Below are 24347 nucleotides of genomic sequence, written 5' to 3'. Positions count from 1 at the left end.
TGTTTGTATTTTTGGAGGGGATTACAATTGGTAAAAAACCAGACCGGTATTTCTTATAATGAAGATGCCATTCAAGTATTAGAAGGTTTAGAAGCCGTACGAAAAAGACCGGGGATGTATATTGGTTCTACTGATAGCCGAGGTCTTCACCACTTAGTGTATGAGATTGTAGACAATGCAGTGGATGAAGCACTTGCTGGATTTGGGAATCATATCATCGTTAAAATTCATGGAGATAATAGTATAAGTGTTCGAGATTTTGGTCGTGGGATGCCTACAGGTATGCATAAAATGGGCAAGCCTACACCAGAAGTCATTTTCACTGTGCTCCATGCTGGTGGTAAATTTGGACAAGGTGGTTACAAAACAAGTGGCGGTTTACACGGTGTTGGTTCATCGGTTGTAAACGCTTTATCGGTATTTTTAGAAGTTACGATTCACCGCGAGGGTCAAATATATCGTCAACGCTTTGAAAATGGCGGAAAACCTGTAACCTCACTTGATACTTTAGGAAAATCAAAAGAAGTAGGTACACTAGTTCATTTCTTACCAGATCCATCGATTTTCTCTGTCACGAAATATAATTACGATACTTTGGCTGAACGTCTACGTGAGTCAGCATTTTTATTAAAAGGGCTAAAAATTGAGTTAATTGATGAACGTGGCGAAGGTCAACAGGATGTTTTCCATTATGAAAATGGTATTGAAGCGTTTGTTACATATTTAAATGAAGAAAAAGACGTACTACATCCAGTGAAATATGTGGAAGGTATACTACAGGAAATCGAAGTTGAATTTGCTTTCCAATTCAATGATGCATACTCAGAAACAATTCTTTCATTTGTAAACAATGTCCGTACGCGAGATGGTGGTACACATGAAACGGGTGCGAAATCTGCATTAACACGTGCGTTTAACGAATATGCCCGTAAAGTAGGCTTATTAAAAGAAAAAGATAAAAATTTAGATGGCTCGGATATTCGTGAAGGATTAACGGCTATTATTTCCGTTCGTATTCCAGAAAATATACTTCAATTTGAAGGGCAAACGAAGGGCAAATTAGGTACGTCTGAAGCACGTGCTGCTGTTGATACGGTTGTATCTGAACAACTAATGTACGTATTAGAAGAAAATGCTGAATTATCATCATCACTTGTTCGTAAAGCTATTCGTGCACAGCAAGTTCGTGAAGCTGCACGTAAAGCGCGTGATGATGCACGTAATGGCAAAAAGAAAAAGTCTAGCACACTTCTTTCAGGTAAACTAACGCCCGCACAATCAAAAAATGCGGCGCGTAATGAACTTTACTTAGTAGAGGGTGACTCTGCTGGTGGTTCAGCAAAGCAAGGGCGCGACCGTACGTTCCAAGCCATTTTGCCACTGCGTGGTAAAGTCATTAATACTGAAAAAGCAAAACTTCAAGATATTATGAAGAACGAAGAAATTTCTACGATTATTCATACAATTGGAGCAGGTGTTGGCGCGGACTTCACTGTAGCGGATGCTGCTTACGATAAAGTGGTTATTATGACCGATGCCGATACAGATGGTGCACATATCCAAGTGCTACTATTAACATTCTTCTATCGTTACATGCGACCACTAATTGAGGCGGGCAAAGTATACATCGCCTTGCCGCCACTTTATAAAGTGTCAAAAGGATCTGGGAAAAAGCAAATTCAAGAATATGCTTGGACAGAAAACGAACTAGCAGCAGCGATTAACAAAATCGGTAAAGGCTATATCCTACAGCGTTATAAAGGGCTTGGAGAAATGAATGCTGACCAATTATGGGATACGACAATGAATCCTGAAACACGTACGTTAATTCGCGTAAAAATCGAAGACGGTGCACGTGCAGAACGTCGTGTAACGACATTAATGGGCGATAAAGTAGAACCGCGCCGTAAATGGATTGAATCAAATGTCAACTTCGGCATGGAAGAGGATGCAAGCATTTTAGAAAATGAATTCATCCAGCATGAGGAGGTTAACGAATAATGAGCTTTGTTGAAAAATTTCAAGATTTACCTTTAGAAGAAGTCATGGGCGATCGTTTTGGTCGTTATTCAAAATATATTATACAAGACCGTGCATTACCAGATACACGAGACGGTCTAAAACCAGTACAACGTCGTATTTTATTTGCGATGTTCAATGAAGGCAATACAAATGAAAAGCCATTCCGTAAATCAGCTAAAACAGTTGGTAACGTAATCGGTAACTACCATCCACACGGTGATTCTTCTGTGTATGAAGCAATGGTCCGTATGAGTCAAGACTGGAAAAGCCGTCATATGTTAATCGAAATGCATGGTAACAATGGTTCAGTTGATGGGGATCCACCAGCTGCGATGCGTTACACAGAAGCAAGACTTTCTTCAATTGCTGCAGAAATGCTACGTGATTTAAATAAAAATACGGTTGAATTTGTTCCAAACTTTGATGATCAAGATATGGAACCGACCGTATTACCTTCACGTTTCCCAAATTTACTCGTTAACGGGGCTACAGGGATATCTGCAGGCTATGCAACGGATATTCCACCCCATAACCTGCAAGAGATCTTAGACGCGGTTTTAATGCGTTTAGACAACAAAGATTGTACGGTTGACGAACTAATGACCATCGTTAAAGGTCCTGATTTCCCAACTGGTGGGATTATACAAGGAATTGATGGTATTAAAAAAGCGTATGAGACTGGTAAAGGGAAAATAATCGTTCGTTCTCGTACAGAAATTGAAGCATTAAAAGGCAATAAAGAGCAAATCGTGATTTCAGAAATTCCATTCGAAGTAAATAAAGCGAATATGATTCGTAAAATGGATGAGCTACGTGTCAATGACCGCCGTTTAGATGGCATCTCTGAAATTCGTGATGAATCCGACCGTGATGGTCTACGTATAGTTATTGAGTTGAAGAAGGACGTTCCAGCCCAAGGTATTTTGCATTTCTTATTTAAATCTACAGATTTACAAGTGTCTTACAACTTTAATATGATTGCGATTCATAACCGTCGTCCAACGATGATGACATTGCCATTAATGCTTGACGCGTATATCGGTCACCAAAAGGAAATTATCCTTCGTCGTTCAAAATTCGATTTGAAACGTGCCCAGGACCGACTTCACATCGTTGAAGGTTTAATGAAAATGATATCGATTTTAGATGAAGTGATCGAAACGATTCGTGGATCTAAAGATAAACGTGATGCGAAAAATAATATTATCGAAAAGTTTAGCTTTACAGAAGTTCAAGCTGAAGCAATTGTCAGCTTACAACTGTATCGTTTAACTAATACCGATATTACAGAGCTTCAAAATGAACAAGCTGAATTAGATGAGCTTGTTGTGAAATTAACTGCTATTTTAGATGACGAAAAGAAATTGATTCGTGTCATTAAATCTGAGTTATTAGATATTAAAAAACGTTTTGCTTTACCACGTATGTCTACAATTGAAGCAGAAATTGAAGAGATTAAAATAAATCGTGACGTTTTAGTTCCAAGTGAGGAAGTTGTTGTTACTGTGACGAAGGATGGATATGTGAAACGTACAAGTCTTCGCTCACATAATGCATCGAACGGCAAAGACTTCGCGATGAAAGAATCAGACTTCTTATTATATGAAGCAAACTTAAACACGCAACATCATTTACTATTATTCACAAGTAAAGGAAATTATATTTATCAACCAGTCCATGAACTGCCTGACATTCGTTGGAAAGACTTAGGTCAGCATATTTCAAGTATTGTACCAATTGATACAGCAGAGGAAATTATTCAGGTTATCGGTATTGAAACGTTTGAACAGCCAGACAAGTATATATTCACTGCAACAAAAGAAGGCCAAATTAAGCGTTCTGCACTTGCTGATTATGTCGTAACACGTTATTCAAAACCAATTAAAACCATGAATGTTAAAGGCGAAGACGAAATGATTTTCGCTGCACTGGTAACAGAGCAAGAAGAAGTATTACTTTCAACAAATACAAGCTATACAATCCGTTTCCCAATGAATGATCTACCAGTTACGGGTGCAAAAACTGCTGGGGTTAAAGGAATTATTATAAAAGATGGCGAGCACTTAGCGGCCATTGCCATTTTAAATCCAAGTTCAGATGAGGAATTAATTATTGTGACACAGCGCGGTGCTGTCAAACGAATGCTTCTGAATGAAGTAGAGTTAGGAAACCGTGCAAAACGCGGGGTTGTCATATTAAAAGAGTTAAAATCAAATCCACACCGGATTTTTACCATTTTAGTTGTAAACTTTAGAAATTCAATCACAGTTGAAACTGAAAAAGGTGTACAAGAAACCATACAAGTAACAAACTTAACACGAGCGGATCGCTATTCTAACGGTTCCCTACGTATTGATACAGAGGGCGATGGTGCGTTAATTCGCGCTTATGTGGTGCATAAAGAATAAAAAGTATTAAAGCGATTGGTGCGATGCCCCAATCGCTTTTTTGCTTAAATATACATAGAAGCATGTTATAATAAGACAAAAATTTAAATTTGTAGATAGGTGGTTCCAATGAATATTCATCAGTTTGAAAAAAGTGTATCGAAAGTGATTTTATCAAGGGGTAAAAACTACTTTAAAGATGGTGCGATTCATTCATTTGAACAAATTGCTGTGAATGCATGGCGTGCAAAAGTAATCGGTACAGATGATTATTTTGTCTATGTGGAACTTAATGGGGATACTATTACTGAATCTGTTTGTACATGTCCTTTTAATGGAACATGCAAACATGAAATTGCGATGTATTTTACAATTCGTGGAGAAATAAATGCGTTAAAAGAGAATAATTTCACTCCGTTTTTTCAAGATAAAACAAAAGAAGAATTGCTCGTAATTATTTCAGATATTTTACATGAAAATCCCTTGCTTCTAAAGAAATGGCTCCCACAACAAAACAAACAATCTAAAATTTTAACAATTGATGAAGCGGAAATACGTATTTTAAGACGATTAAATCCATTTATTCGTAAACAATATTTAGATGAGTCTCAAGTTGGAACTGCCTTTGAAGGATTATATGAAGTGTTGGATGAAATAGAAACAATAGTGAATGAGAATCCACTTCACGCACTCGACCTCGTACTTCATTGTGTAGAAACATTATGGCCAATAGAAGACTATTGTGAAATGTGGATTTATGACATGATCACAGAAGCGATGTATGCAACATTTGACGTAGTAATCGAATCGATTGATACGAAAGAAGATGCAATCAAACTAACACAGCATTTACTATCAAAATTTAATCTGTATGCATTAATGAATAAACCAAATGTCTTTTTATTTGAAGGGGCCGTTGCAATTAGTAAATTAGCGGATTCAAAGGATTATTTGCTTGAAACATTACATAAGCGTTACGAGACATCGAATAACCCTGATTTACTCAAGTTACTCGAACTTCATGTTGTTAAGGAAGTAGGGACAGAAGAAGAGCTTGAGGCTTACTATACGATGAGTTCGCTACCTGAAGAAGTTCGTACAGAAGTTATCCAGGCTGCTGTGGAGCGAAATAAATTGGATGAAGCACTTTCCCTATGTGCAGATGGCATTGAAAGCGCGGAAACAAGCAAAGACTATAAAAATCAGTGGTTGTTCACGGCGTTTAACATTCACGGGATATTAGGAAATCCAATTGCCCAGCGTACAATCGCATTTGAATTGATGGCAAATGGTCGTATGGAAGAATATCAGATGATGAAGGACATTTATCAAAAGGATGTAACTGCATGGCAAGAAATTATGGATGAATTGTTTTTGGTATTTGAAGAACAAGAGGAAAGACCCTACCATTATGTATATATTTTAGAAGCGGAAGGGCGCTTTGAAAAATTATTAAGCTATTGTGAGGAAAACAAGCAACGGATTTTACGCTTTGGTCAAGCCTTACAACCTCATTTTCCAACTGAAGTGGAAACCCTTCATACGCTTTTGTTACTCGAAACGGCAGAAGTTGCGAATAATCGTGAAACGTATCGTACGTTAGCGGTTATTTTAAGTCGAATGCGTGATATAGGCTATGATGAACGCGCGGAAGAGTTAAAGGTATACTTAATAAAAAGCTATCCACGTAAAAAGGCAATGCATGAGGAATTGAATGGCTATATATTTTATTAAAGGTATAAATTGAGCAATCATAGCATATTATAAAATCAATTCATTGACATGGGAGAAATACTTTCATACAATGAAGTTAGTAAGATTCATGCGTGATGGATCTACAGTAGTACAAAGGCGATTGGGTGGCCCCCAGTCGCTTTTTATTTTTCACAAAAAACACCACTAAGATGGCTAGTCAAAGTGGTGAAACAAACTATGTTTTTTACAGCATCATTCGGAAAAGACGATAAATTGTATCGACAAGACGAAAAAAGTCTGTCACATAACGAAAAATGGCGAGTTTTTCGTTACGTTTCTTTTTCGAAACAGCCTTAGCCCTATGTTTGCGTGATGGATAAGACACAGTAGTACACCTCCTTTACATAAAGGAGTCAGCTGGATGCTGCGTCAATATTGTATCATGAATAGTCTACTAAAAATTACAGATTCTTATAAAACCATATAAAAATCAGCCTCTAACTAATGTTAGAAGCTGATTTTTTTGTCCCTTAATTGTGAATTAGGGGAAGTCCATATTAGTGAGAAGCGTCTTGTACAGAAATACCAGTTTGAGCTTTAACTTCAACTTCACGGTATTTCGCTTCGTCTTTTTCTTTAGATAATAATGTACCAACGAAACCACCGATGAAACCAAGTGGAACAGAGATAATCGCTGGGTTTGTTAGCATAATTAGTGGCTCACCAACAAAGATGGCTTTGCCTTCAACTGCGTTCCAAACGTTTGGAGACACGGCTACTAATACTAATGCTGAGATTAAACCTGTTAACATTGCTGAAACCGCACCAGTTGTGTTGAAACGTTTCCAGTAAATTGTGAAAATAATTACTGGTAAGTTAGATGAAGCGGCAATACAGAATGCTAATGATACTAAGAATGCTACGTTAAGTGTTTGAGCACCTAAAGCTAATAAAATAGAAACGATTGAGATAATGATTGAACCGATACGAGCAGCTTTCACTTGCTCTTTTTCAGTAACCTTACCTTTTTTAATAATTTGCCCATAAATATCATGTGATAGGGCAGATGCACCTGAAAGTACTAAACCTGCTACTACCGCTAAGATTGTTGCGAATGCTACTGCACATACGAATGAGAATAAAATGTCGCCACCTAGCGCTTTTGCTAATAGTGGAGCCGCCATGTTACCGGCTGGGTTTGCCGCTATGATTGCATCTTTACCTACGAATGCTGCTGCACCGAAGCCTAAGAAAATTGTTAATACATAGAATAAACCTACGATCCAAGTAGCCCAAATTACTGAAGAACGAGCTGTTTTTGCATCTTTTACAGTGAAGAAACGCATTAAGATGTGTGGAAGACCCGCTGTACCAAGTACTAAAGCGATTAACATCGAAATCGTATCAATACCATCTGTATAACGTAGACCTGGGTTTAAGTATGCTTCACCATGTTCAGTTACTGTTGCCATTTGTGAGAACATCGTCGCAATACTGAAGTCAAATTTAGCTAATACTAAGAATGAAATAATGACAGTACCTAACATTAATAAACAAGCTTTAATAATTTGAACCCAAGAAGTTGCTGTCATACCACCGAATAATACATAGACAGTCATCATGACACCTACTAGAAGTACGGCCATCCAGTAATCAATACCAAGTAGTAATTGAATTAAGGCACCAGCACCTACAAGTTGTGCGATCATGTAGAATAATACGATTGTAATCGTAGATAATGCAGCCGTACCACGAACTTTAGCTTTGTCGAAACGAGCAGTGATCATATCTGCTAATGTGAAACGACCTAAGTTACGTAATGGCTCTGCTACGATGTAAAGTACCACTAAGTATGCTACTAAGTATCCTAGAGAGAAGAAGAATCCGTCGAAGCCGAATAGGGCAATCGAACCGGCAATCCCTAAGAATGATGCAGCTGATAAATAGTCACCTGAGATGGCTAAACCATTTTGCCAACCAGTTAAACCACCACCTGCAGTATAGAAGTCACTTGCACTAGATGTACGTTTAGAAGCCCACCAAGTAATGACTAATGTTAAACCTACAATCGCTACGAAGAAGAATATCGCTGTGTAACTCATTTTGCTTGTCCTCCTTCATATTCAGCAATGATTGCTTTTGCCTCTTTATCGTATTTAGTTGCTTTTGATACATAGAAATGAGCTAAACTCCAAGTCATTACAAATAACCCAGCAGCGTATACCCATACCCATGTAATATCACCAAATGCTTTTTGGTGAAGAATATCTGTGTATGACGTTAAAATTGGTAATAACATATAAAGTCCTAAGAAGATTACCGTCATTGACCACAGAAATGAATTTTTTCGTTTTGCTAACTTTCTAAACGAATCTTGTGATGCGATTTTGTCATAATCAATTGTTGCTTTTTGATTATTCCCCATAAACATACCCCCTGTTTTGTTTATATTTACTGCTCTATGGTTGAAAAATACTACTTGAAGTATTTTACAATTTTTATTCTATTTTAGCGGTCACAAAATTGCAATACTTTTCGAAAAAATTATTCGAAAAAAATTTTAATAAAAATAAGTTTAATAGAGAGAAAAACGAACATTTCGTACAAAAAATAAGATATTCCAATATAACTTAACTACTTGAATCCTTGATATACCAACACTTTTGAAGCTAAATTCGATTTAGAAAAAATGATTAAACGAGAGAATAGCGGACATAAAATAGTATGAAATTATTATTGAAAATGAAATATTATTAAGATGAATTATTTTTATAATTTGTTGTTTACAGTAGAATAGGTAATAGAAGATACGCTAATTTCGAACGTATAAAAGGGAAGCATAAATAACAACAGAGGTGATTTTCTTGATAAAATAGAGGAAATCATATAAAGAGCTAAAATGATAAAAATTTGATATAAGTTTTGTAAAAACCCGTAATTTTTTACACACAACATCAAATTAATAATAAAAGGGTGGCGCATATGTTAAAACTATCAACGAAAAGATTACGATTTGAACGCTATGATATGAGTGATTTACAGAATGTCATTCAACTTGTAACTAATCCAGAAATAATGAAGTATATTGGAGACGGTAACGTGAAGGATGAGACTTATGCTGTTCAATTGATAGAAAGAATGCAACAACAGTATAAGAACTTTGATGACTATGGATTACATAAGCTAATCCATAAAGATACGGGAGCATTTATCGGCCATGCAGGGATTGTTGCACAAATTATAGATGATGCTTTTGAATTGGAACTGGGGTATTGGATTGAGCAAGAATTTTGGGGTAATGGCTATGCGTTTGAAGCGGCTCAGGCTTTAGCAAACTATGCAAATAAGGAGATGTGGCTAGAACGTTATGTATCTGCTATTCAAGTAGGAAATGAGGCATCTAAAGCAATTGCGTTGAAAAATGGTATGGCTATAGAGAAAATCATTAAGATGGAAGGTAAGCAAGTCGAAATTTATGTGAAGTTAAATGAATTTGAAGAAGATGAGTAAACAAATATACAATAATAGTGGATTGGTTACACATAAGGAGAAACTCGCATCATGAAAACCTATTTTCAAACATTAAAAGATTTTAAAGCGAGCGGGGGTTCAATTAAATCGTCAACGATTACACCGCAGCAAGTATTACCAGCTATCGTTACACATATGGAACGCATGGATAAACAATTTACATTACATGTGAATGGTCATTTGCAAAAATCAATCGATGAACTACTAACTGAAGCATTTGAGCAATCACATTTACAACAACCATTTTATACGCAGCATTGTGAGCATCGAAGTTATCAATATCGTAATCAATCAAAAAAACGTGTGAAAATCGACTTTACAATACGTTATCGAATGAATCGGGAGCAAGAAAAATGGATGCTTGAAGAAATTCATCAAACATTCGCAGAAATCATTCATCCGAAAATGGATACGCTCGAAAAAATTTTAGCTGTTCATGATTATATAATTCGTACGTATAACTATGATAAACATACAGAAGGATCGCCATATGCAGTTTATACCTTTATGAAAGAAAAACACGGTGTATGTATGGCGTATGCGTTGTTATTTGAAAAAATGATGAAGCAACTACAAATTCCTTGTTATTACGTTATAGGGAAGGCAGATGGGGAAGGAGATAGTGGACATGCTTGGAATATGGTCGAGCTAGATGGGCAGTGGTATCATATTGATGCGACATGGGATGATATCGGTTCGAAACATCATGCAAGACAAATTCGCTATCGTTATTTTTTACGTAATGATGAGGATATGAAAAAAGATCATCAGTGGAATTTTCATCATTATCCACCATGTACGAGTAATCGTTTCACTGCGTTACATGCATTGTATGATGTTGCAATTGCTGATAAAATGCTCTATTTTCCACATCCCACAAATGCGCGGCTATATGAGATAAATTTAGCAAAGGAACCCTTTAAACTAAAAAAACGACGAGAAGAGCGCATTCAATTTTGTACATATCAGGATGGTGCCTTGTATTTTAGTAATTATTCGCATGGAGGCTATTTGTATCGAATTGATTTAGAAACACAGGAGCTTTGTAAAATATGTGAAACTCAAGTATCTAAAATTAAGAAAATAGATTCTGGACTTGAAATTACGTATTTAAATCAAGATAAAGAAATTATTGAAAAAACTGATAATTATCAAAATAATGAAGAAACGAAGCTAAATAAAACGGTAGACTTAAAAGTTTTATTTGAAAATACGATAGACGTTCCATTCATTCGATTTGATCAAAGTTGGATGGCATCTTATGAGCAAACAAATGATTCAAAGCCTTTAAGATTCATATGCGCGGATGAACTTGAATTACTACTAGCGGATGAATTAAAACAGGTCACAATCGATATTTATATCGATAAAGGCTTACATGTACGAATTACAAGCAACCGAAAAACAGTCATATTAACAAAACCTGCACAATTAAAAATTGCTAAGAATCTGTTGCCGAATAATTTAGTTCAAGTATTAGAACGATTGCCATCTGGTGAATTAATTGCTGCAGATTGTTTAATTAATCAAGAAACTGTGATGATCAATTTAACTAAAAGTACGAGTTTTATTTTTTAATTTAATGAGTGTCTATAGATTATGGCAAACTTTATAAGACACTCATATATTTAATGAAATTAATAAGTTAAACAAAAAAATCCGTTTCGTCTCACTATTATAAGTATACTTTTGAAACGAGATGTAACTTCCTATAATATATATTATGACCGTGTCCCTAAAATGAAAAAAGAATAAAGGGCATTAATTATTCTTTACTGCCCTATTGAGTAAATATTTGCAGCAAATCGTGCTAGCACATCTGATTTTGGAGGAAAATATTGCATCTACACAAATCCTAGAAAAATCGCTCGAACAAGTTTTACTGAAGTAGTTTTCAACTTTAATATCGTTTGAAATATATCAGTCTGGAAAATTTATAACGGGTATTAGTAAAGCAACACTATATCGGTATTTAGAATCGATTGAATCCTAAGTAAAAGTATTGAGAACGCGTCTGTTCTTCAATGATGCGTTCTCTATTTGTATTAGAAATCCTTCCTTCTTTCTAGTAACATATTGTCTTTCCAAACCCCATCTAATTGTGCAATCTTTTCTCGAATCCCAACAACACGAAAACCATTGTTTAAATGTAAATTGAGACTAGCAACATTTTCTTTAAAAATTTTGGATTCCAGTGTCCAGAAAGCTTCCTTTTCAGAAGTTACGATTAATTGCTTTAATAATAAATCACCAATTCCCTTGCCTCTAGCATCTGAAGCTATATAAATACTGACTTCACCTACTCCTTTATACACACTTCGTTTGGAAACAGGTGTTAACTTGCACCAACCTAAAATTTGTTTGCCTTCATAGGCCACTAATGAACAATGAGGATTTGCTTCTCCAAACCATTCATCATAAGATTCTGGTGCCTTGGTTTCAAATGTAGCCATTTTTGTTTCTAATCCTTCTATATAAATTCGCTTTACATCTTGCCAATCTTCACATACTACAGAACGAACACTAATTGCCATAGATTAACCTCCGCATAAATTGATTGATTATTAAAATAATAAACTTAATAGTTGCATTTTACAAGTATTTTTGTTTTAATTTAATTTGAGGTGATTGAATGGAAAACAACCGCGAAATTTTTCACATACTAACACGAAGATTTGGCTTATTAAACAAAAATTGTTGCTCTGTTGGATCGTTTGAAATATCAACAATCCAAAGTCATATTCTTTATGAAATCGATAAACAACAAACACCTTCTATGCAACAAATCGCAGAAACACTTTCAATGGATATTACGACCTTCAGCCGACAAATTCAAACACTTATTAAATTGGAATTGGTGAAAAAAACACCTTCTCCACAAGATAAACGTGTATCGATTTTATCGTTAACAACGCAAGGGAAATTTGTCGCAACAACGATCGATGAATCCATGAATGCTTATTTAGAAGAAGTCTTTTCACATATGAATGATTTTGAAAGAGAAACGGTACTTCGGTCCATTCAATTACTAAATGAAGCCATGGCCAAATCAAAAGTATGTTGTACACCTATTTACTAAGCAGGAGCAATCTTGCTTTTCATTTTCAATGAATAGTTGCACTTTGCAAATAAATATATTTTATGGAGGATTTTCAAATGGAAATTAAACTAACGGTTAAATCACAAGCTTCAAATTGTTGTTCAACAACTTCTGAACCAGTTACAACATGCTGTGGACCTGCTGAGCAACCTAATAAAGAAACAACAAGTAATGAAACAGCATTTCGTTTAAATAAACAATACCCTGTGGCAATACTTGGTGCTGGACCAGTAGGATTAGCTGCAGCCGCGCATTTAGGATTAGCTGGTGAATCTTTTATTGTGTTAGAAAAAGGTGCTAACGTTGCTGAAAATATTAAGTCTTGGCAACACGTACGCCTATTCTCCCCATGGCAGTACAATGTCGACAAAGCTGCAAAAACGTTATTATTGAAATATGGATGGGAAATGCCGAAAGAAGATTCGCTTCCAACAGGAAAAGAAATTCGAGAACGTTATTTACAACCATTAGCAAATGTTCCTGAAATCAAGCCATACATTTCATTTAATACAACTGTGATCAACATAAGTAAAAAAAATCATGATAAAATGAAATCTCAAAACCGCGCCTCTTCCCCATTTGTTATCTATATCGAACAGAACGGCTGCACCAAGCGCCTATTAGCGAGTGCGGTAATAGATGCTACCGGTACTTGGAATCAACCAAATTCAGTCCAATCTGATGGTGTATGGACAAATACCGAAAAAGAATTAGCAGATGTGATTTTTTACGGTATTCCAAACATAGACGAATTAAAAAGTCGTTACGCAGGCAAACGTGTAGCTGTTATAGGTGGTGGACACTCTGCAATTAATACAATTTTAGAGTTAGAAAAACTTGAAGATGTTGAAATTACATGGGTTTTACGTAAAAAACATGTAGAAGATGCATATGGAGGTCAAGAAAAAGATGCACTTGCCGCTCGTGGCGAATTAGGAAGTCGAATTCACTCGTTAGTAGATGTAGGAAAAGTAACGGTATATACGCCTTTTTATATTCAAGAACTTGAACAAACAGAAAGTGGCCTAATCATTAAAGGTGAAGGTACAAATGGTGAACATCAACTTCCTGAAGTTGATGAAATCATTGCTAATACAGGTAGTCGTCCGGATTTCTCCTTCTTAAAAGAAGTTCGATTATCGATTGACGCTGCTGTTGAAAGCGTAGAGGCGCTTGCACCACTTATTGATCCAAACGAGCATAGCTGTGGTACCGTACGTCCACATGGCGAGCTAGAGTTACGTCAACCGGAAGTTGGCTTCTATATTGCTGGTATGAAGAGTTACGGACGCGCACCAACGTTTTTAATGGCAACAGGTTACGAGCAAGTTCGTTCAATTGTTGCTTATTTAACAGGTGATGTGGTAGCTGCGCGTAAAGTAGAGTTAGATTTACCTGAAACAGGTGTTTGTAGCTTGGATTTAAATTCATCTAGTACTACGACAAAATGTTGTTAATTCCAGAATTAATGAAACACACTAGATTTAAGTTTATCAAGACTATTAAATAAAAGGGCATAACATATTTTATATGACTAATATGATATGTCCTTTTATCTGGAATCTTGCCAGAAATAATAGTAAATGCAAGCTACCACAAACAAGGGCCGCGCAACATAACACGTTGCGCGGCCCGATTTATTTTCCTAGCGGCAATGTTACTTTAAACACACTGCCCTTACCTAATTCACTTTTCACTTCAATACGACCACCATGTAGCTCAATAATTTCCCGACAAATAGCAAGCCCTAGACCAGTACCGTCCTTTTTACGTGCTTGGTCAACACGGTAAAAACGTTCAAAAACTTGTTTAGCTTGCTCAGAGCTTAAACCAACACCCGTATCTCTACAAACAATGACAGCAGAATCTCCAACTCGTTTACAGTTTAAATGGATTTGACCACCAAGTGTTGTATATTTTAATGCATTCGATAAAATATTGTCCCACACGTTCATAAGTAGCTCTGGGTCTACAACTGCTGTTACTTCCTCTAGCTTATACGATAGGTCGATATCACAGTCGCTAATACGCCAGCGATATTTACGAATCATATCGCGTAATTGTTCATCGAGACGAACAAATTGTTTTTGTAATGGGTAAGAAGACTGATCGAGCGACGTAAGTATAAGAAGTTGCTTCGTCAAGTTCGATAGACGCTTTGATTCACGGTCGATAATGCCGCTATATTCAATGCGTTCTTCCTCTGATACACCATTTTGCAGCAATTCTGCGTATCCTTGAATATTCATAAGCGGTGATTGGAAATCATGTGACACGTTACTAATAAACGCTCGCGTCGCCTCGTGATTATGGCCAAGTTGCTGCTGCATCGTCCGGAAACTATCAGCGAGCTGTCCAATTTCATCGTTACGTGAAATATCAAGTGTGTAATTGTAGTTTTCACTGGCAATTGCTTTCGTCGCTTCTTTAAGTTGTGTAATCGGCTTAATAATTTTACGTGTCATGAAAAACACACCTGCCAAGCTAACAACAGCTGCTGTTATAATGAAACCGATTAAAATCGCATGCATGTCCGAAAATATGCTTTGGCGATTAGGACGTAAAAACAGGCCGTACTGCTCCTCATTCATTGTAAACGGCACACCGACTGTATTTTCAGCATCATTTGAAAAATGTCCCATCATTAAAAAGCTACCAGAAAAATTTCCCATTCCGTGATAAACATCGCCACTAAATACAACATCTAACGCTGATTCTGGCAATTGACTTTGAGAGAATGGCTTTCCATACGTCGTTTGCTTCCCATCTGTATCGACAATCATTAATTGATAGCCTATGTCTGCCATCGATTTCAATACATCATCATAATGATCATAAAACAGCATGTTGGCGATTCCTTTGGCTGTTTCTACGTTTTGCGCGTCAATTTTATCTTTAGCAATTGTAAAATAAATTAAATTTGCCAATGCAAAACCAATGCACATGCTTGCAAACAATATGAATAATGTCGCACCACTAAACTTTCGATACAAAGTGTTCATTGGCAAACCTCAAGTTTATAGCCAATGCCACGAATCGTCTGAATTTCGATATTAGCTTCGTATTTTTTTAATCGTTCGCGTACACGATTCATGTGAGTATTAAGTGTTAATTCGTTACCCATATAATCTGAACCCCACGTTTGTTCAAACAAAAGCGAGCGTAGGGTTACTTTTCCCGCGCGCGCCATTAACATACATAGTAGCTCGAATTCCTTTAACGGGAATACGAGCGTCTGCTGATTAATTGTTACTTCAAAGTTTTGACGGTCAATTTTAACGTTGCCTAGCTCCATTTGTGAATCCATCGAACGTTCATAACGTCTTAAAACAACAGCTACTCGAAACAGTAGCTCTTTTGGTTCGAATGGCTTAACAATATAATCTTCAGAGCCAGCTAAAAATCCTTTTTCCTTATCTGCTAGCAAGCTTTTTGCAGTGAGTATTATGACCGGTATGTCTAAATCCTTTGTTAAAACTTCTGTTAACTCGAAGCCGTTCATATTGGGCATCATGACGTCAACAATTGCAAGGTCGACGTCGATATGCTCCAGTAACGACAAGGCTTCGGCTGCACTGTTTGCTTGCTCAACTTTATAGCCCTCTCGTTTTAAATGAATGGACACAAGCTGTAAAATATCTAAATCGTCATCTACAACTAATATTCTCATATATTACACCTCACACTGTTGTATGGGCTTATTTTTTATCCTTTTCAAAGAATAAGATTAAAGCTGGTAACAGCATACCACGAACTAAGAACGTATCAATTAAAATACCTATAGCAACCATAAATCCGAATACGAATAAATCAGAAATTGGCATTGTTGTTAGGGCTGCAAATGTTGCGGCTAAAATAACACCTGCTGAAGAAATAACTCCGCCTGTATTGCGAATCGCAATTTCAAGCGCATCTTTTACTGTCGTACGTTTACGCTCTTCAAGGAAGCGTGACACTAATATGATGTTGTAATCGATACCAAGAGCCACTAAGAAGATAAACGCATAAACTGGTACACGTGTACTAATGGCATCATAGCCGAATAATACATCCACTAAGAAAATACCTAAGCCAAGTGCTGATAGATAGGATACTAATATCGTAGCCATCATGTAAATTGGCATTTTCCAAGAGCGTGTTAGTAATAGTAGTAATAATAAAATTAAAATTGTTTCTAGAATTACAATTTTCACGATGTCGCTGTTGTTCACATCTCGCTCGTCTACTAATTTTGCTGTTATACCTGCTACATGTGCTTCACCAGAAACATCAGCATCCGCTAAAATATTTTCTAAATCACCGCGTAATGAAGACATTAGGTCAAGTGCTTCTACCGAATATGGATTCAAGTTTAGTGCAACGCTATATTTTACCGCTAAAGAATTATCTGTTACACCTTGCATTCGCACATTTGCTACACCGTTTTGTGCTTCAATTGCTGATTTAATGTCTGCAATTTTTTGCTCTGTTAACGCTTCATCTGCTTCAACTAAAACAGTAGATGGCGCTAATTCACCTTTGTCGAAGTTGCTTTCTACGATTTCATAGCCGACACGTGATGGTAAATCTTCTGGGAACGATTTTACCGTATCGAACTCATAATTTAAGTTAAAAACATTTAAAGATGTAATGACCATTAGTAGTGCAACGATACCGCCAGAGACACCTGGACGATTCACAACGAATTTCGCAATTGGCCCCCAAATGCCATGTTTCACTTCTTTTGCTTCACCATATTTCGGTACTTTCGGCCAAAATGCCTTCCGCCCAAATAATGTGAATAATGCTGGCACTAATGTAATCGATGCTAACATGATAATGAATACAGCTAAACCGAATATTGGTGCAAAGTTTTGATAGTCACGGAAATCCGCGAAGAATAATACTAACATCGCTGCTAATACTGTACCAGCCGCGAAGAATACTGGTTCACCCGTTGCACGCATTGCATGTTTCATCGCCATGTACTTGTCTTCGTAATGGTTTAATTCTTCACGGTAGCGTGAGAATACGAATAATGAATAGTCAATAACTGCTGCAAATAGAAGGATACTCATAATCGATGTTGTAGAGTTATTAATTTCTAAGCCTGCTGCACCTAGTAAAGCAATCGATTGATTTGCTACTTGGTACACAATAATTGTCGCTAGTAGCGGAATGAATGCTAATAATGGCGAACGATATATTGCGATTAATAATACTAAAATAATTACGATTGTTACTAATAACAATTTGACGTCAGCGGATTCGAATAACTTCGTTGTATCACCCGCGATACCAGCTGGACCTGTTATATAAAACGCCATGTTTTCTTGCGTTTTGGCTACTTCTGTTCCAATTTTAGTCGCTTTGTCGTTAATGTGAGCGTAATCTTTACTACCAAGACCTGCTTCAAGATTCATTGGCACAATCATTGTCGAACCATTTTCAGATATAAAGCCTTGTAATGCTTGCGGTGGTAATTGATTAATATCAATTAATTGGTCGATGCCATCAATGTTTTCAGAACGGATTGTATCTAAAATTTCTTTGACGCCTTCTACGTCGACATTCCCGTTTTCATTATGGAATACAAGTATCCCGGGTGTTCCTTGATCATTCGGGAATAGTTCATCTACTTTTTGTTGGGCAATTATTGACTGTGCATCATCTGGTAGCGACTGGAAGTTCGTTACTTTATAGTCGCCAAGCTGGGGACCTGCACTTAAGCCGATCATGAGCACTAACCAAATGATGATCGTAATCCACATTCCCCGTTTAGTTGATACCCAATCGGTTATAGGGTTTAATATTTTGTTCACAAGTTTTCCTCCTTATACTTACTAAAAATCCTACTATAACCAATCAATGTAAACTCAATATAAACTAACAGAAAATAAAGCAGTTCAAATTTAACTTATCGTAAAATTTGAACTGCTTTATTTTGGGAGAGGGAAGGGTTTTGTCCCAACCTCTTTATATAATTTAAAATATTTTTTAAGTGTTCTATTGGCTTGTAAAAACTGCTTTGTTACCTCAGTAGACATTTGACAACTATTTATGGCAAGTGTGCCTAACTTAAGAAGTAACAGCAGTTAATGTACTCGAATGATGCAATCACAATTTAGCAGCTTGATTGTTCATAGCCAAGCAGTACTAAGCCTAGCTGACCATTTTCTTCCTCTGCATGAATCGTTACGTCTGTTAACTGCTCTGCAATTTGTGGGTCTACTGCAATTTCAATACCTTCAATGGTTTGCACCGAATCTTCTTCTTTAGCTTGAGCGATTTCTGCACCTAAATTCATACCGCAACATCCAGCTACACCATAAAAGCGTAGTGTTGCTCCTTCAACTTGTTCTATTACTTGCTCAACAAATTGTTTACCTTCTGGACTCATTTTCATTTTACTGTCTCTCCTTTTAATCTTTGTAACCCGTCTTTGCCGATAGGTGCTTCCTTTACCCAAGGAATCATGACAAAACGCCCCTTACTAATGTGACTTACTTCCTCTAACCATTTTATTTCAGCTTGTTGCTTTTGTAGAAGTAAGGGACTTGTTAGTTGCAGTTTAGCAAATGATTGATTGACAATCCACCAATCTACATGTAATCCTGCACGTTCTAAATCCTCTTGTAGTCGTGCTGCTTCATATACCGGTGTTGCTTCTGGTAACGTTACAATTGCAACACTTGTATATTCTTTATCACGTAAACGTGGTAATAAATTTGCAACAGCTACTGGCACTTCCCCTTCAGAACGGGAAATTTCCTTATGATAACTCTGCGTTGCATCAAGTAAAAGTAACGTATGCCCTGTTGGTGCTGTATCAATAATAATCACTTCATCTTGATAGGTTTCAACTAAGTTTGCAAATGCTCGAAAGACCGCGATTTCCTCTGTACAAGGAGAAGCTAAATCTTCTTTTACGAAAGCTAGCCCTTCTTCATTCATTGTCTCACTTGCCTTTGAAAGCACCTCTGCTTCATAGTTTGCAATTTCGACTTTTGGATCAATACGACTAACCGTTACACCGTCTTGCTTCTCTTGACCGAATGTCCAGTTTAGATGAGCAGCAGGATCAGTTGTTGTTAAATGAACACGCATTCCCTCTTCTGCTAATCGAAGTGCAATATACGATGCAACTGTTGTCTTCCCTACACCGCCTTTGCCCATAGTGAAAATAATTTTGGGCTTACGCTTCACATAATCTGAAACCATTTCTTCTAGTTCAGGTGTGTTCAACATATTAGTGCTTATTGAATTTGATTTAATCTCAGTGTCTGTCATCCAAGCTTCCATACGCACGATACTTGATAAAGAGTACGGAACAAACGGTAGATAATAGAGGTCAAATGTCTTTAAGGTTTCGGGCATCCTATCTAAAGCTTTGTTTTGTCGTTCGTGAAATGCCAATTCTACCGGATCGTTACTATTCGACCGCAAATAACCGTTGATAATTAATTTCTGATTCTGAATGCCGATCTCAAACAATTCCTCAGATGCACGAGCTGCTTCCTTTAGAGGATTGGTTTCTGGACGTGTCACCAGCATTAATGTTGTTTGACTAGGATTCGTTAACTGAGCAACTGCTTCTTTATAAATTTCACGCTGTGGTTCAAGCCCTTTTAATGGACCCAAGCAGGAAGTACCTGTTGTATTTTCATCTAAAAATGTTGACCATGCTGAAGGTAATTGTAGTAAACGTAGTGTATGTCCTGTTGGTGCTGTATCAAAAACAATCGTATCGTACTGCTTTGTATACGCTTCATTCGTTAACAGCATCGCAAATTCATTGAATGCTGCAATTTCAACTGTACATGCACCAGATAATTGCTCTTCCATATTTTGAATCACTACTTCTGGTAACTTTCCACGATATGGCCCCACCATTTGCTCTTTATAGCTCGCTGCTGCTTGCTCTGGATCAAGATTTAATGCAAACAAGTTGTTCATCCCATCGATTTTTGTTGGTTCATTTTTTAACGTTTGACCAAATATATCTTGTAAATTGGAAGCAGGGTCCGTGCTAATTAGCAGCACTTTTTTTCCTTCAGCTGCTAATGCAATTGAAAGACTACTTGCAACTGAAGTCTTCCCTACGCCACCTTTTCCTGTAAAGAATAGAAAAGGGGTTGTTGGAAAATGGTCACGTGTAAATCGTTCCATTACTTTTTCACTCCAATAGATAGACGTACTTTTGGTTTTTTCAAAAGTTCTTCTTCTGATAAACCAGTCCACTCAGCAAATTGAGCAGTTGTTGGATAGCTACCCTTTAATACTAATTCGTCTTCAATAAACGTTGCAGGTAAACACTCCATACCTTCAGCCATTAATAAATCATTCACCTGTTTATTTTCAACAAACACTTGTGGTTCATTTGTTAAATTGAAGCGTATTGCATCTACCTCTGCATTTTTTATATTATTCATAATAAAAGACAGACGTAATAGCTCTGGATCAATAGATGGTCCACAAAGACCTGTAGGACAACACATCGCAGGTTCATAAATAGAGATTTTTTTCATTTTGACCCCTCCAATAAATTAACTTCTTAATGTAGTTCTTCTTTAACAAACTTCCCAATACGCGCTCCAATTGCATCACGTACTTGTTGGAATGCGGTCCATTTCTCTTCATCTGTCCCGACAGCTTTTGCTGGATCTTCAAAGCCCCAATGCTCACGGCGTACTTCAGGTGGTGTCATTGGGCATTTATCTGCAGCATCCCCGCACAATGTCACAACCAAAGTCGCCTTATTTAAAATGTCTTGGTCTATTAAATCAGAAGTATGATGAGAAATATCAATTTCCACCTCATGCATTGCTTTAATTGCATTTGGGTTAACACCATGTGTTTCGATGCCAGCTGAATATACTTCCCAGTCTTCTGGAAGTAGTTTTTTCGCCCATCCATCTGCCATTTGTGAACGGCATGAATTACCTGTACATAAGAAGTAAAGAATGTTTTTCGTCATTTAAATTAACTCCCATAATCAAAAAATTAATAATGTAATGAATAATCCAATTAACGTAAATAAAAGGATTGGAATCGTTAGGACAATACCCGTTTTAAAGTAAGTTCCCCATGAAATTTTCACATCTTTTTGTGACAGTACATATAACCAAACTAACGTTGCCAATGAGCCGATTGGTGTAATCTTAGGTCCTAAATCTGAACCAATGACATTTGCATAAATTAAAGCCTCACGCACAATACCTGTTGTATGGGTTTCTTGAATGGCCAATGCATTGACCATGACGGTTGGCATATTGTTCATCACAGACGATAAGAATGCAGCGATAAAACCCATGCCGACTGTAGCGAAGAATAAACCTTGCTCTGCTGTCCATTCAATAACGGTAGCCAAGACTGGTGTCAGTCCTGCATTTCCAAGGCCATAAACGACAACATACATTCCAATTGAGAAAAATACGATATTCCAAGGAGCACCTTTTACCACGGCTTTTGTATCGACAACTGCACTATTTCGTGCCATCAATAAGAAGGAAATCGCTATAAGACCAGCTACGAGTGATACCGGTACACCGATAAACTCACTTAAAAAGTAACCAATGACTAAAATCGCTAGTACAAACCAAGACAACTTGAACATTTTCATATCCTTAATGGCTTGCTTTGGTACTTTCAACATCGATTCATCGTATTCTCTCGGAATCGACTTATTGAAGTAAATTAGCAGGACAACAATCGTCGCTGTTAACGAGAATAAATTTGGAATAATCATTCGCGAAGCATATTCCACAAAACCGATATTAAAGAAATCTGCGGATACGATGTTCACTAAGTTACTTACGATAAAAGGTAAGCTTGTTGTATCTGCAATAAAACCACTTGCCATAATAAACGGGAAAATCATTTTCTCGCTAAACTTCAAATTCCGAACCATTGCAAGTACGATAGGCGTTAAAATTAATGCTGCCCCGTCATTTGCGAATAATGCAGCAACAACTGCACCTAGTAAGCTAACATAAACAAACATTTTGATACCGCTACCCTTTGCAGCACGTGCCATATGTAAAGCTGCCCATTCAAACAATCCGATTTCATCTAACACAAGTGAAATTAAAATTATCGCAATAAACGATAACGTAGCATTCCACGTAATATCGATTACTGTACCGACATCTCCAAAATCTACAACACCTACTAATAGCGCTATCACAGCTCCTGCCATTGCAGACCAACCAATATTAAGACCCTTTGGTTGCCAAATAACAAAGATCAGTGTCACGATGAAAATGAGTGCCGCAATAACAAACATATTCAATTTTTAACCCTCCACACATTCACAGTCGTTTTTACAGTCACACGTCCATTCTTCCACGATGGAAGAGAGTATACTTTGCATTAACGTAGTCTGATTCTCATGAATACGATAATGCTTCCACGTCCCTACCTTACGCTCTGTAATAATGCCTGCCTCTTTTAATTTTCGTAAATGTTGACTTACTGCAGGCTGTGAAATATTTAAAACGTCCGTAAAATCACACACACATACTTCGCCTTTTTTTAGACAAGCTAAAATTCGCAAGCGATTCGCATCTGCAACAGCTTTCAACTGTTTTTCCATTAATTCTATTTCCATTATCAAACCTCCATAATTATATAACGATATACTTATATTATGTGTTGATAATAACTTTTGCAATATGTTCAAAATAAATATTTTGTTATCCATATTTCTTTGGGCAATTTCCATGATGGATGGAATTAGATATTTATAAAATAACATCCATCAGGAATTACCCCCTGTCCAGTTGTTGTACTACCCTATTCCTATGTTGTTCTTATAACTCTACCCGATAACGCCAACTCGCATTTTTTACTTCTTCGGCATTAATAAATGAAATACTCACTTCTATACAATCATTTAAATTTAAGTGATGCTGCTCTGCAAAATCCTTCATTGCTTGTAGCAATTCTTTATCACATGTCGTACGAAATTCAATACGGTCTTTTGGTCTCGTTTTTTTATTGTATGTAATTGTCGCATTTTGCAGTAATTTGCTATAGCCGTTTTCAAGTAAATAACCGATAAAGGTATCATTTTCAGCTGCAAGAACTTTTAATTGCTCTACCATTGCCGCGCTAATTCGTGTTTTATAACGAATTCGTGTATCGTCGGTCGTCTGGATGAGCTTTCCGTTAACTATCTTCCACATATTAAAACTCCAATCCATTTCATGATAAAAATAGTATAACAAGTTTTATGCAATTAAAAACACTCCTTATGGGATAAGGAGTGTATAGTGTAAAGTTACAGTCGGTAATTCATATTTAGTTGTGAAAAACTTGTACGATAGTTTAACGTCATATTACGTTTGAGCTTACTCTTTCAATGGATATACTATTTCGTGTATGCATTGGGCTCGCCAAATGGATGGCATCTTTCGAAAAGCTTCGTTAAAGCATTTTGTTCATCTATTACCTAATTGATGGTTAACACGTTTTCATATCATAAAAAAACGCATACAACGAAGATAGTTGAAATCACAATATTAACTACTTAAGACTAACGGATTACACTTTTGCTAACTAAAACTTACTGATAAAACTTTAATGACTGTAACTTTACTACTTATAACATACCACCATTTAAAAAAGCTTAA

Annotated in this window: 21 protein-coding genes; 7 read left to right on the top strand and 14 right to left on the bottom strand. The window is 36.7% G+C overall.

The window, feature by feature from the left end:
* The first annotated feature begins 27 nt into the window (after window positions 1-27).
* The 3 genes from parE to DCE79_RS09080 all read left to right on the top strand — a co-directional run bounded on the left by parE (window position 28) and on the right by DCE79_RS09080 (window position 6143).
* Window positions 28-2001, top strand: coding sequence for a DNA topoisomerase IV subunit B (gene parE / locus DCE79_RS09090; RefSeq protein ID WP_108712745.1), 1974 nt, complete (start codon window positions 28-30; stop codon window positions 1999-2001).
* Entirely contained in the window at window positions 2001-4430 is a 2430-nt protein-coding gene (gene parC / locus DCE79_RS09085; protein WP_108712744.1) for a DNA topoisomerase IV subunit A, read from the top strand. Before parE ends, parC begins: the two co-directional genes overlap by 1 nt.
* Before the next feature lie 108 nt (window positions 4431-4538).
* A complete protein-coding gene (locus tag DCE79_RS09080) occupies window positions 4539-6143 on the top strand; it encodes an SWIM zinc finger family protein (protein WP_108712743.1) in 1605 nt (534 codons plus the stop codon).
* Between the two features lie 205 nt (window positions 6144-6348).
* On the opposite strand, the gene DCE79_RS18500 is transcribed toward DCE79_RS09080, so the two are convergent.
* The 3 genes from DCE79_RS18500 to DCE79_RS09070 all read right to left on the bottom strand — a co-directional run bounded on the left by DCE79_RS18500 (window position 6349) and on the right by DCE79_RS09070 (window position 8529).
* Window positions 6349-6489: a hypothetical protein gene (locus DCE79_RS18500; RefSeq protein WP_159083080.1), complete on the bottom strand. Its 141-nt coding sequence runs from the start codon at window positions 6487-6489 to the stop codon at window positions 6349-6351.
* Between the two features lie 172 nt (window positions 6490-6661).
* The gene (locus DCE79_RS09075) at window positions 6662-8206 is read right to left on the bottom strand and encodes a solute symporter family protein (RefSeq protein ID WP_108712742.1); all 1545 of its coding nucleotides are present in this window, start codon (window positions 8204-8206) and stop codon (window positions 6662-6664) included.
* The gene (locus DCE79_RS09070) at window positions 8203-8529 is read right to left on the bottom strand and encodes a DUF485 domain-containing protein (RefSeq protein WP_108712741.1); all 327 of its coding nucleotides are present in this window, start codon (window positions 8527-8529) and stop codon (window positions 8203-8205) included. Before DCE79_RS09070 ends, DCE79_RS09075 begins: the two co-directional genes overlap by 4 nt.
* A gap of 557 nt (window positions 8530-9086) precedes the next feature.
* Between DCE79_RS09070 and DCE79_RS09065 the strand changes: the two genes are divergently transcribed.
* A complete protein-coding gene (locus tag DCE79_RS09065) occupies window positions 9087-9614 on the top strand; it encodes a GNAT family N-acetyltransferase (RefSeq protein ID WP_108712740.1) in 528 nt (175 codons plus the stop codon).
* 51 nt (window positions 9615-9665) lie between these two features.
* Window positions 9666-11213: a transglutaminase domain-containing protein gene (locus tag DCE79_RS09060; protein WP_108712739.1), complete on the top strand. Its 1548-nt coding sequence runs from the start codon at window positions 9666-9668 to the stop codon at window positions 11211-11213.
* Between the two features lie 467 nt (window positions 11214-11680).
* On the opposite strand, the gene DCE79_RS09055 is transcribed toward DCE79_RS09060, so the two are convergent.
* On the bottom strand, window positions 11681-12169 hold the full coding sequence (locus DCE79_RS09055; RefSeq protein WP_108712738.1) for a GNAT family N-acetyltransferase: 489 nt from the start codon (window positions 12167-12169) through the stop codon (window positions 11681-11683).
* Window positions 12170-12267: 98 nt separating this feature from the next.
* Here DCE79_RS09055 and DCE79_RS09050 point away from each other — a divergent pair, with 98 nt between their 5' ends.
* Entirely contained in the window at window positions 12268-12714 is a 447-nt protein-coding gene (locus DCE79_RS09050; protein ID WP_108712737.1) for a MarR family winged helix-turn-helix transcriptional regulator, read from the top strand.
* 77 nt (window positions 12715-12791) lie between these two features.
* The gene (locus DCE79_RS09045) at window positions 12792-14192 is read left to right on the top strand and encodes an NAD(P)-binding domain-containing protein (RefSeq protein WP_108712736.1); all 1401 of its coding nucleotides are present in this window, start codon (window positions 12792-12794) and stop codon (window positions 14190-14192) included.
* 180 nt (window positions 14193-14372) lie between these two features.
* On the opposite strand, the gene DCE79_RS09040 is transcribed toward DCE79_RS09045, so the two are convergent.
* From DCE79_RS09040 to DCE79_RS08995, 10 genes are all read right to left on the bottom strand, one after another.
* Window positions 14373-15737: a sensor histidine kinase gene (locus DCE79_RS09040; protein WP_108712735.1), complete on the bottom strand. Its 1365-nt coding sequence runs from the start codon at window positions 15735-15737 to the stop codon at window positions 14373-14375.
* The gene (locus DCE79_RS09035) at window positions 15734-16405 is read right to left on the bottom strand and encodes a response regulator transcription factor (RefSeq protein ID WP_108712734.1); all 672 of its coding nucleotides are present in this window, start codon (window positions 16403-16405) and stop codon (window positions 15734-15736) included. Before DCE79_RS09035 ends, DCE79_RS09040 begins: the two co-directional genes overlap by 4 nt.
* Before the next feature lie 28 nt (window positions 16406-16433).
* Complete coding sequence (locus DCE79_RS09030; RefSeq protein ID WP_108712733.1) at window positions 16434-18536, bottom strand: MMPL family transporter; 2103 nt, start codon at window positions 18534-18536, stop codon at window positions 16434-16436.
* A 302-nt stretch (window positions 18537-18838) separates the two neighbouring features.
* Window positions 18839-19120, bottom strand: coding sequence for an iron-sulfur cluster assembly accessory protein (locus tag DCE79_RS09025; protein ID WP_108712732.1), 282 nt, complete (start codon window positions 19118-19120; stop codon window positions 18839-18841).
* On the bottom strand, window positions 19117-20883 hold the full coding sequence (arsA, locus tag DCE79_RS09020; RefSeq protein WP_108712731.1) for an arsenical pump-driving ATPase: 1767 nt from the start codon (window positions 20881-20883) through the stop codon (window positions 19117-19119). The genes DCE79_RS09025 and arsA overlap by 4 nt, the downstream gene beginning before the upstream one ends.
* Complete coding sequence (gene arsD, locus DCE79_RS09015; protein WP_108712730.1) at window positions 20883-21242, bottom strand: arsenite efflux transporter metallochaperone ArsD; 360 nt, start codon at window positions 21240-21242, stop codon at window positions 20883-20885. Before arsD ends, arsA begins: the two co-directional genes overlap by 1 nt.
* A gap of 26 nt (window positions 21243-21268) precedes the next feature.
* Window positions 21269-21691: an arsenate reductase (thioredoxin) gene (gene arsC / locus DCE79_RS09010; protein WP_108712729.1), complete on the bottom strand. Its 423-nt coding sequence runs from the start codon at window positions 21689-21691 to the stop codon at window positions 21269-21271.
* 18 nt (window positions 21692-21709) lie between these two features.
* Window positions 21710-22999 (bottom strand): arsenic transporter, encoded by a 1290-nt coding sequence (locus DCE79_RS09005; protein WP_199912319.1) that lies wholly within the window; start codon window positions 22997-22999, stop codon window positions 21710-21712.
* Between the two features lie 9 nt (window positions 23000-23008).
* Window positions 23009-23323, bottom strand: a complete 315-nt coding sequence (locus tag DCE79_RS09000) for an ArsR/SmtB family transcription factor (RefSeq protein ID WP_108712727.1) — start codon at window positions 23321-23323, stop codon at window positions 23009-23011.
* A gap of 202 nt (window positions 23324-23525) precedes the next feature.
* The gene (locus DCE79_RS08995; RefSeq protein WP_108712726.1) at window positions 23526-23900 is read right to left on the bottom strand and encodes an rRNA methyltransferase; all 375 of its coding nucleotides are present in this window, start codon (window positions 23898-23900) and stop codon (window positions 23526-23528) included.
* Window positions 23901-24347: the final 447 nt, after the last annotated feature.

Source organism: Lysinibacillus sp. 2017 (assembly GCF_003073375.1).
Lineage (GTDB): Bacteria > Bacillota > Bacilli > Bacillales_A > Planococcaceae > Solibacillus.
This window is presented reverse-complemented; position numbering and strand designations above follow the sequence as displayed.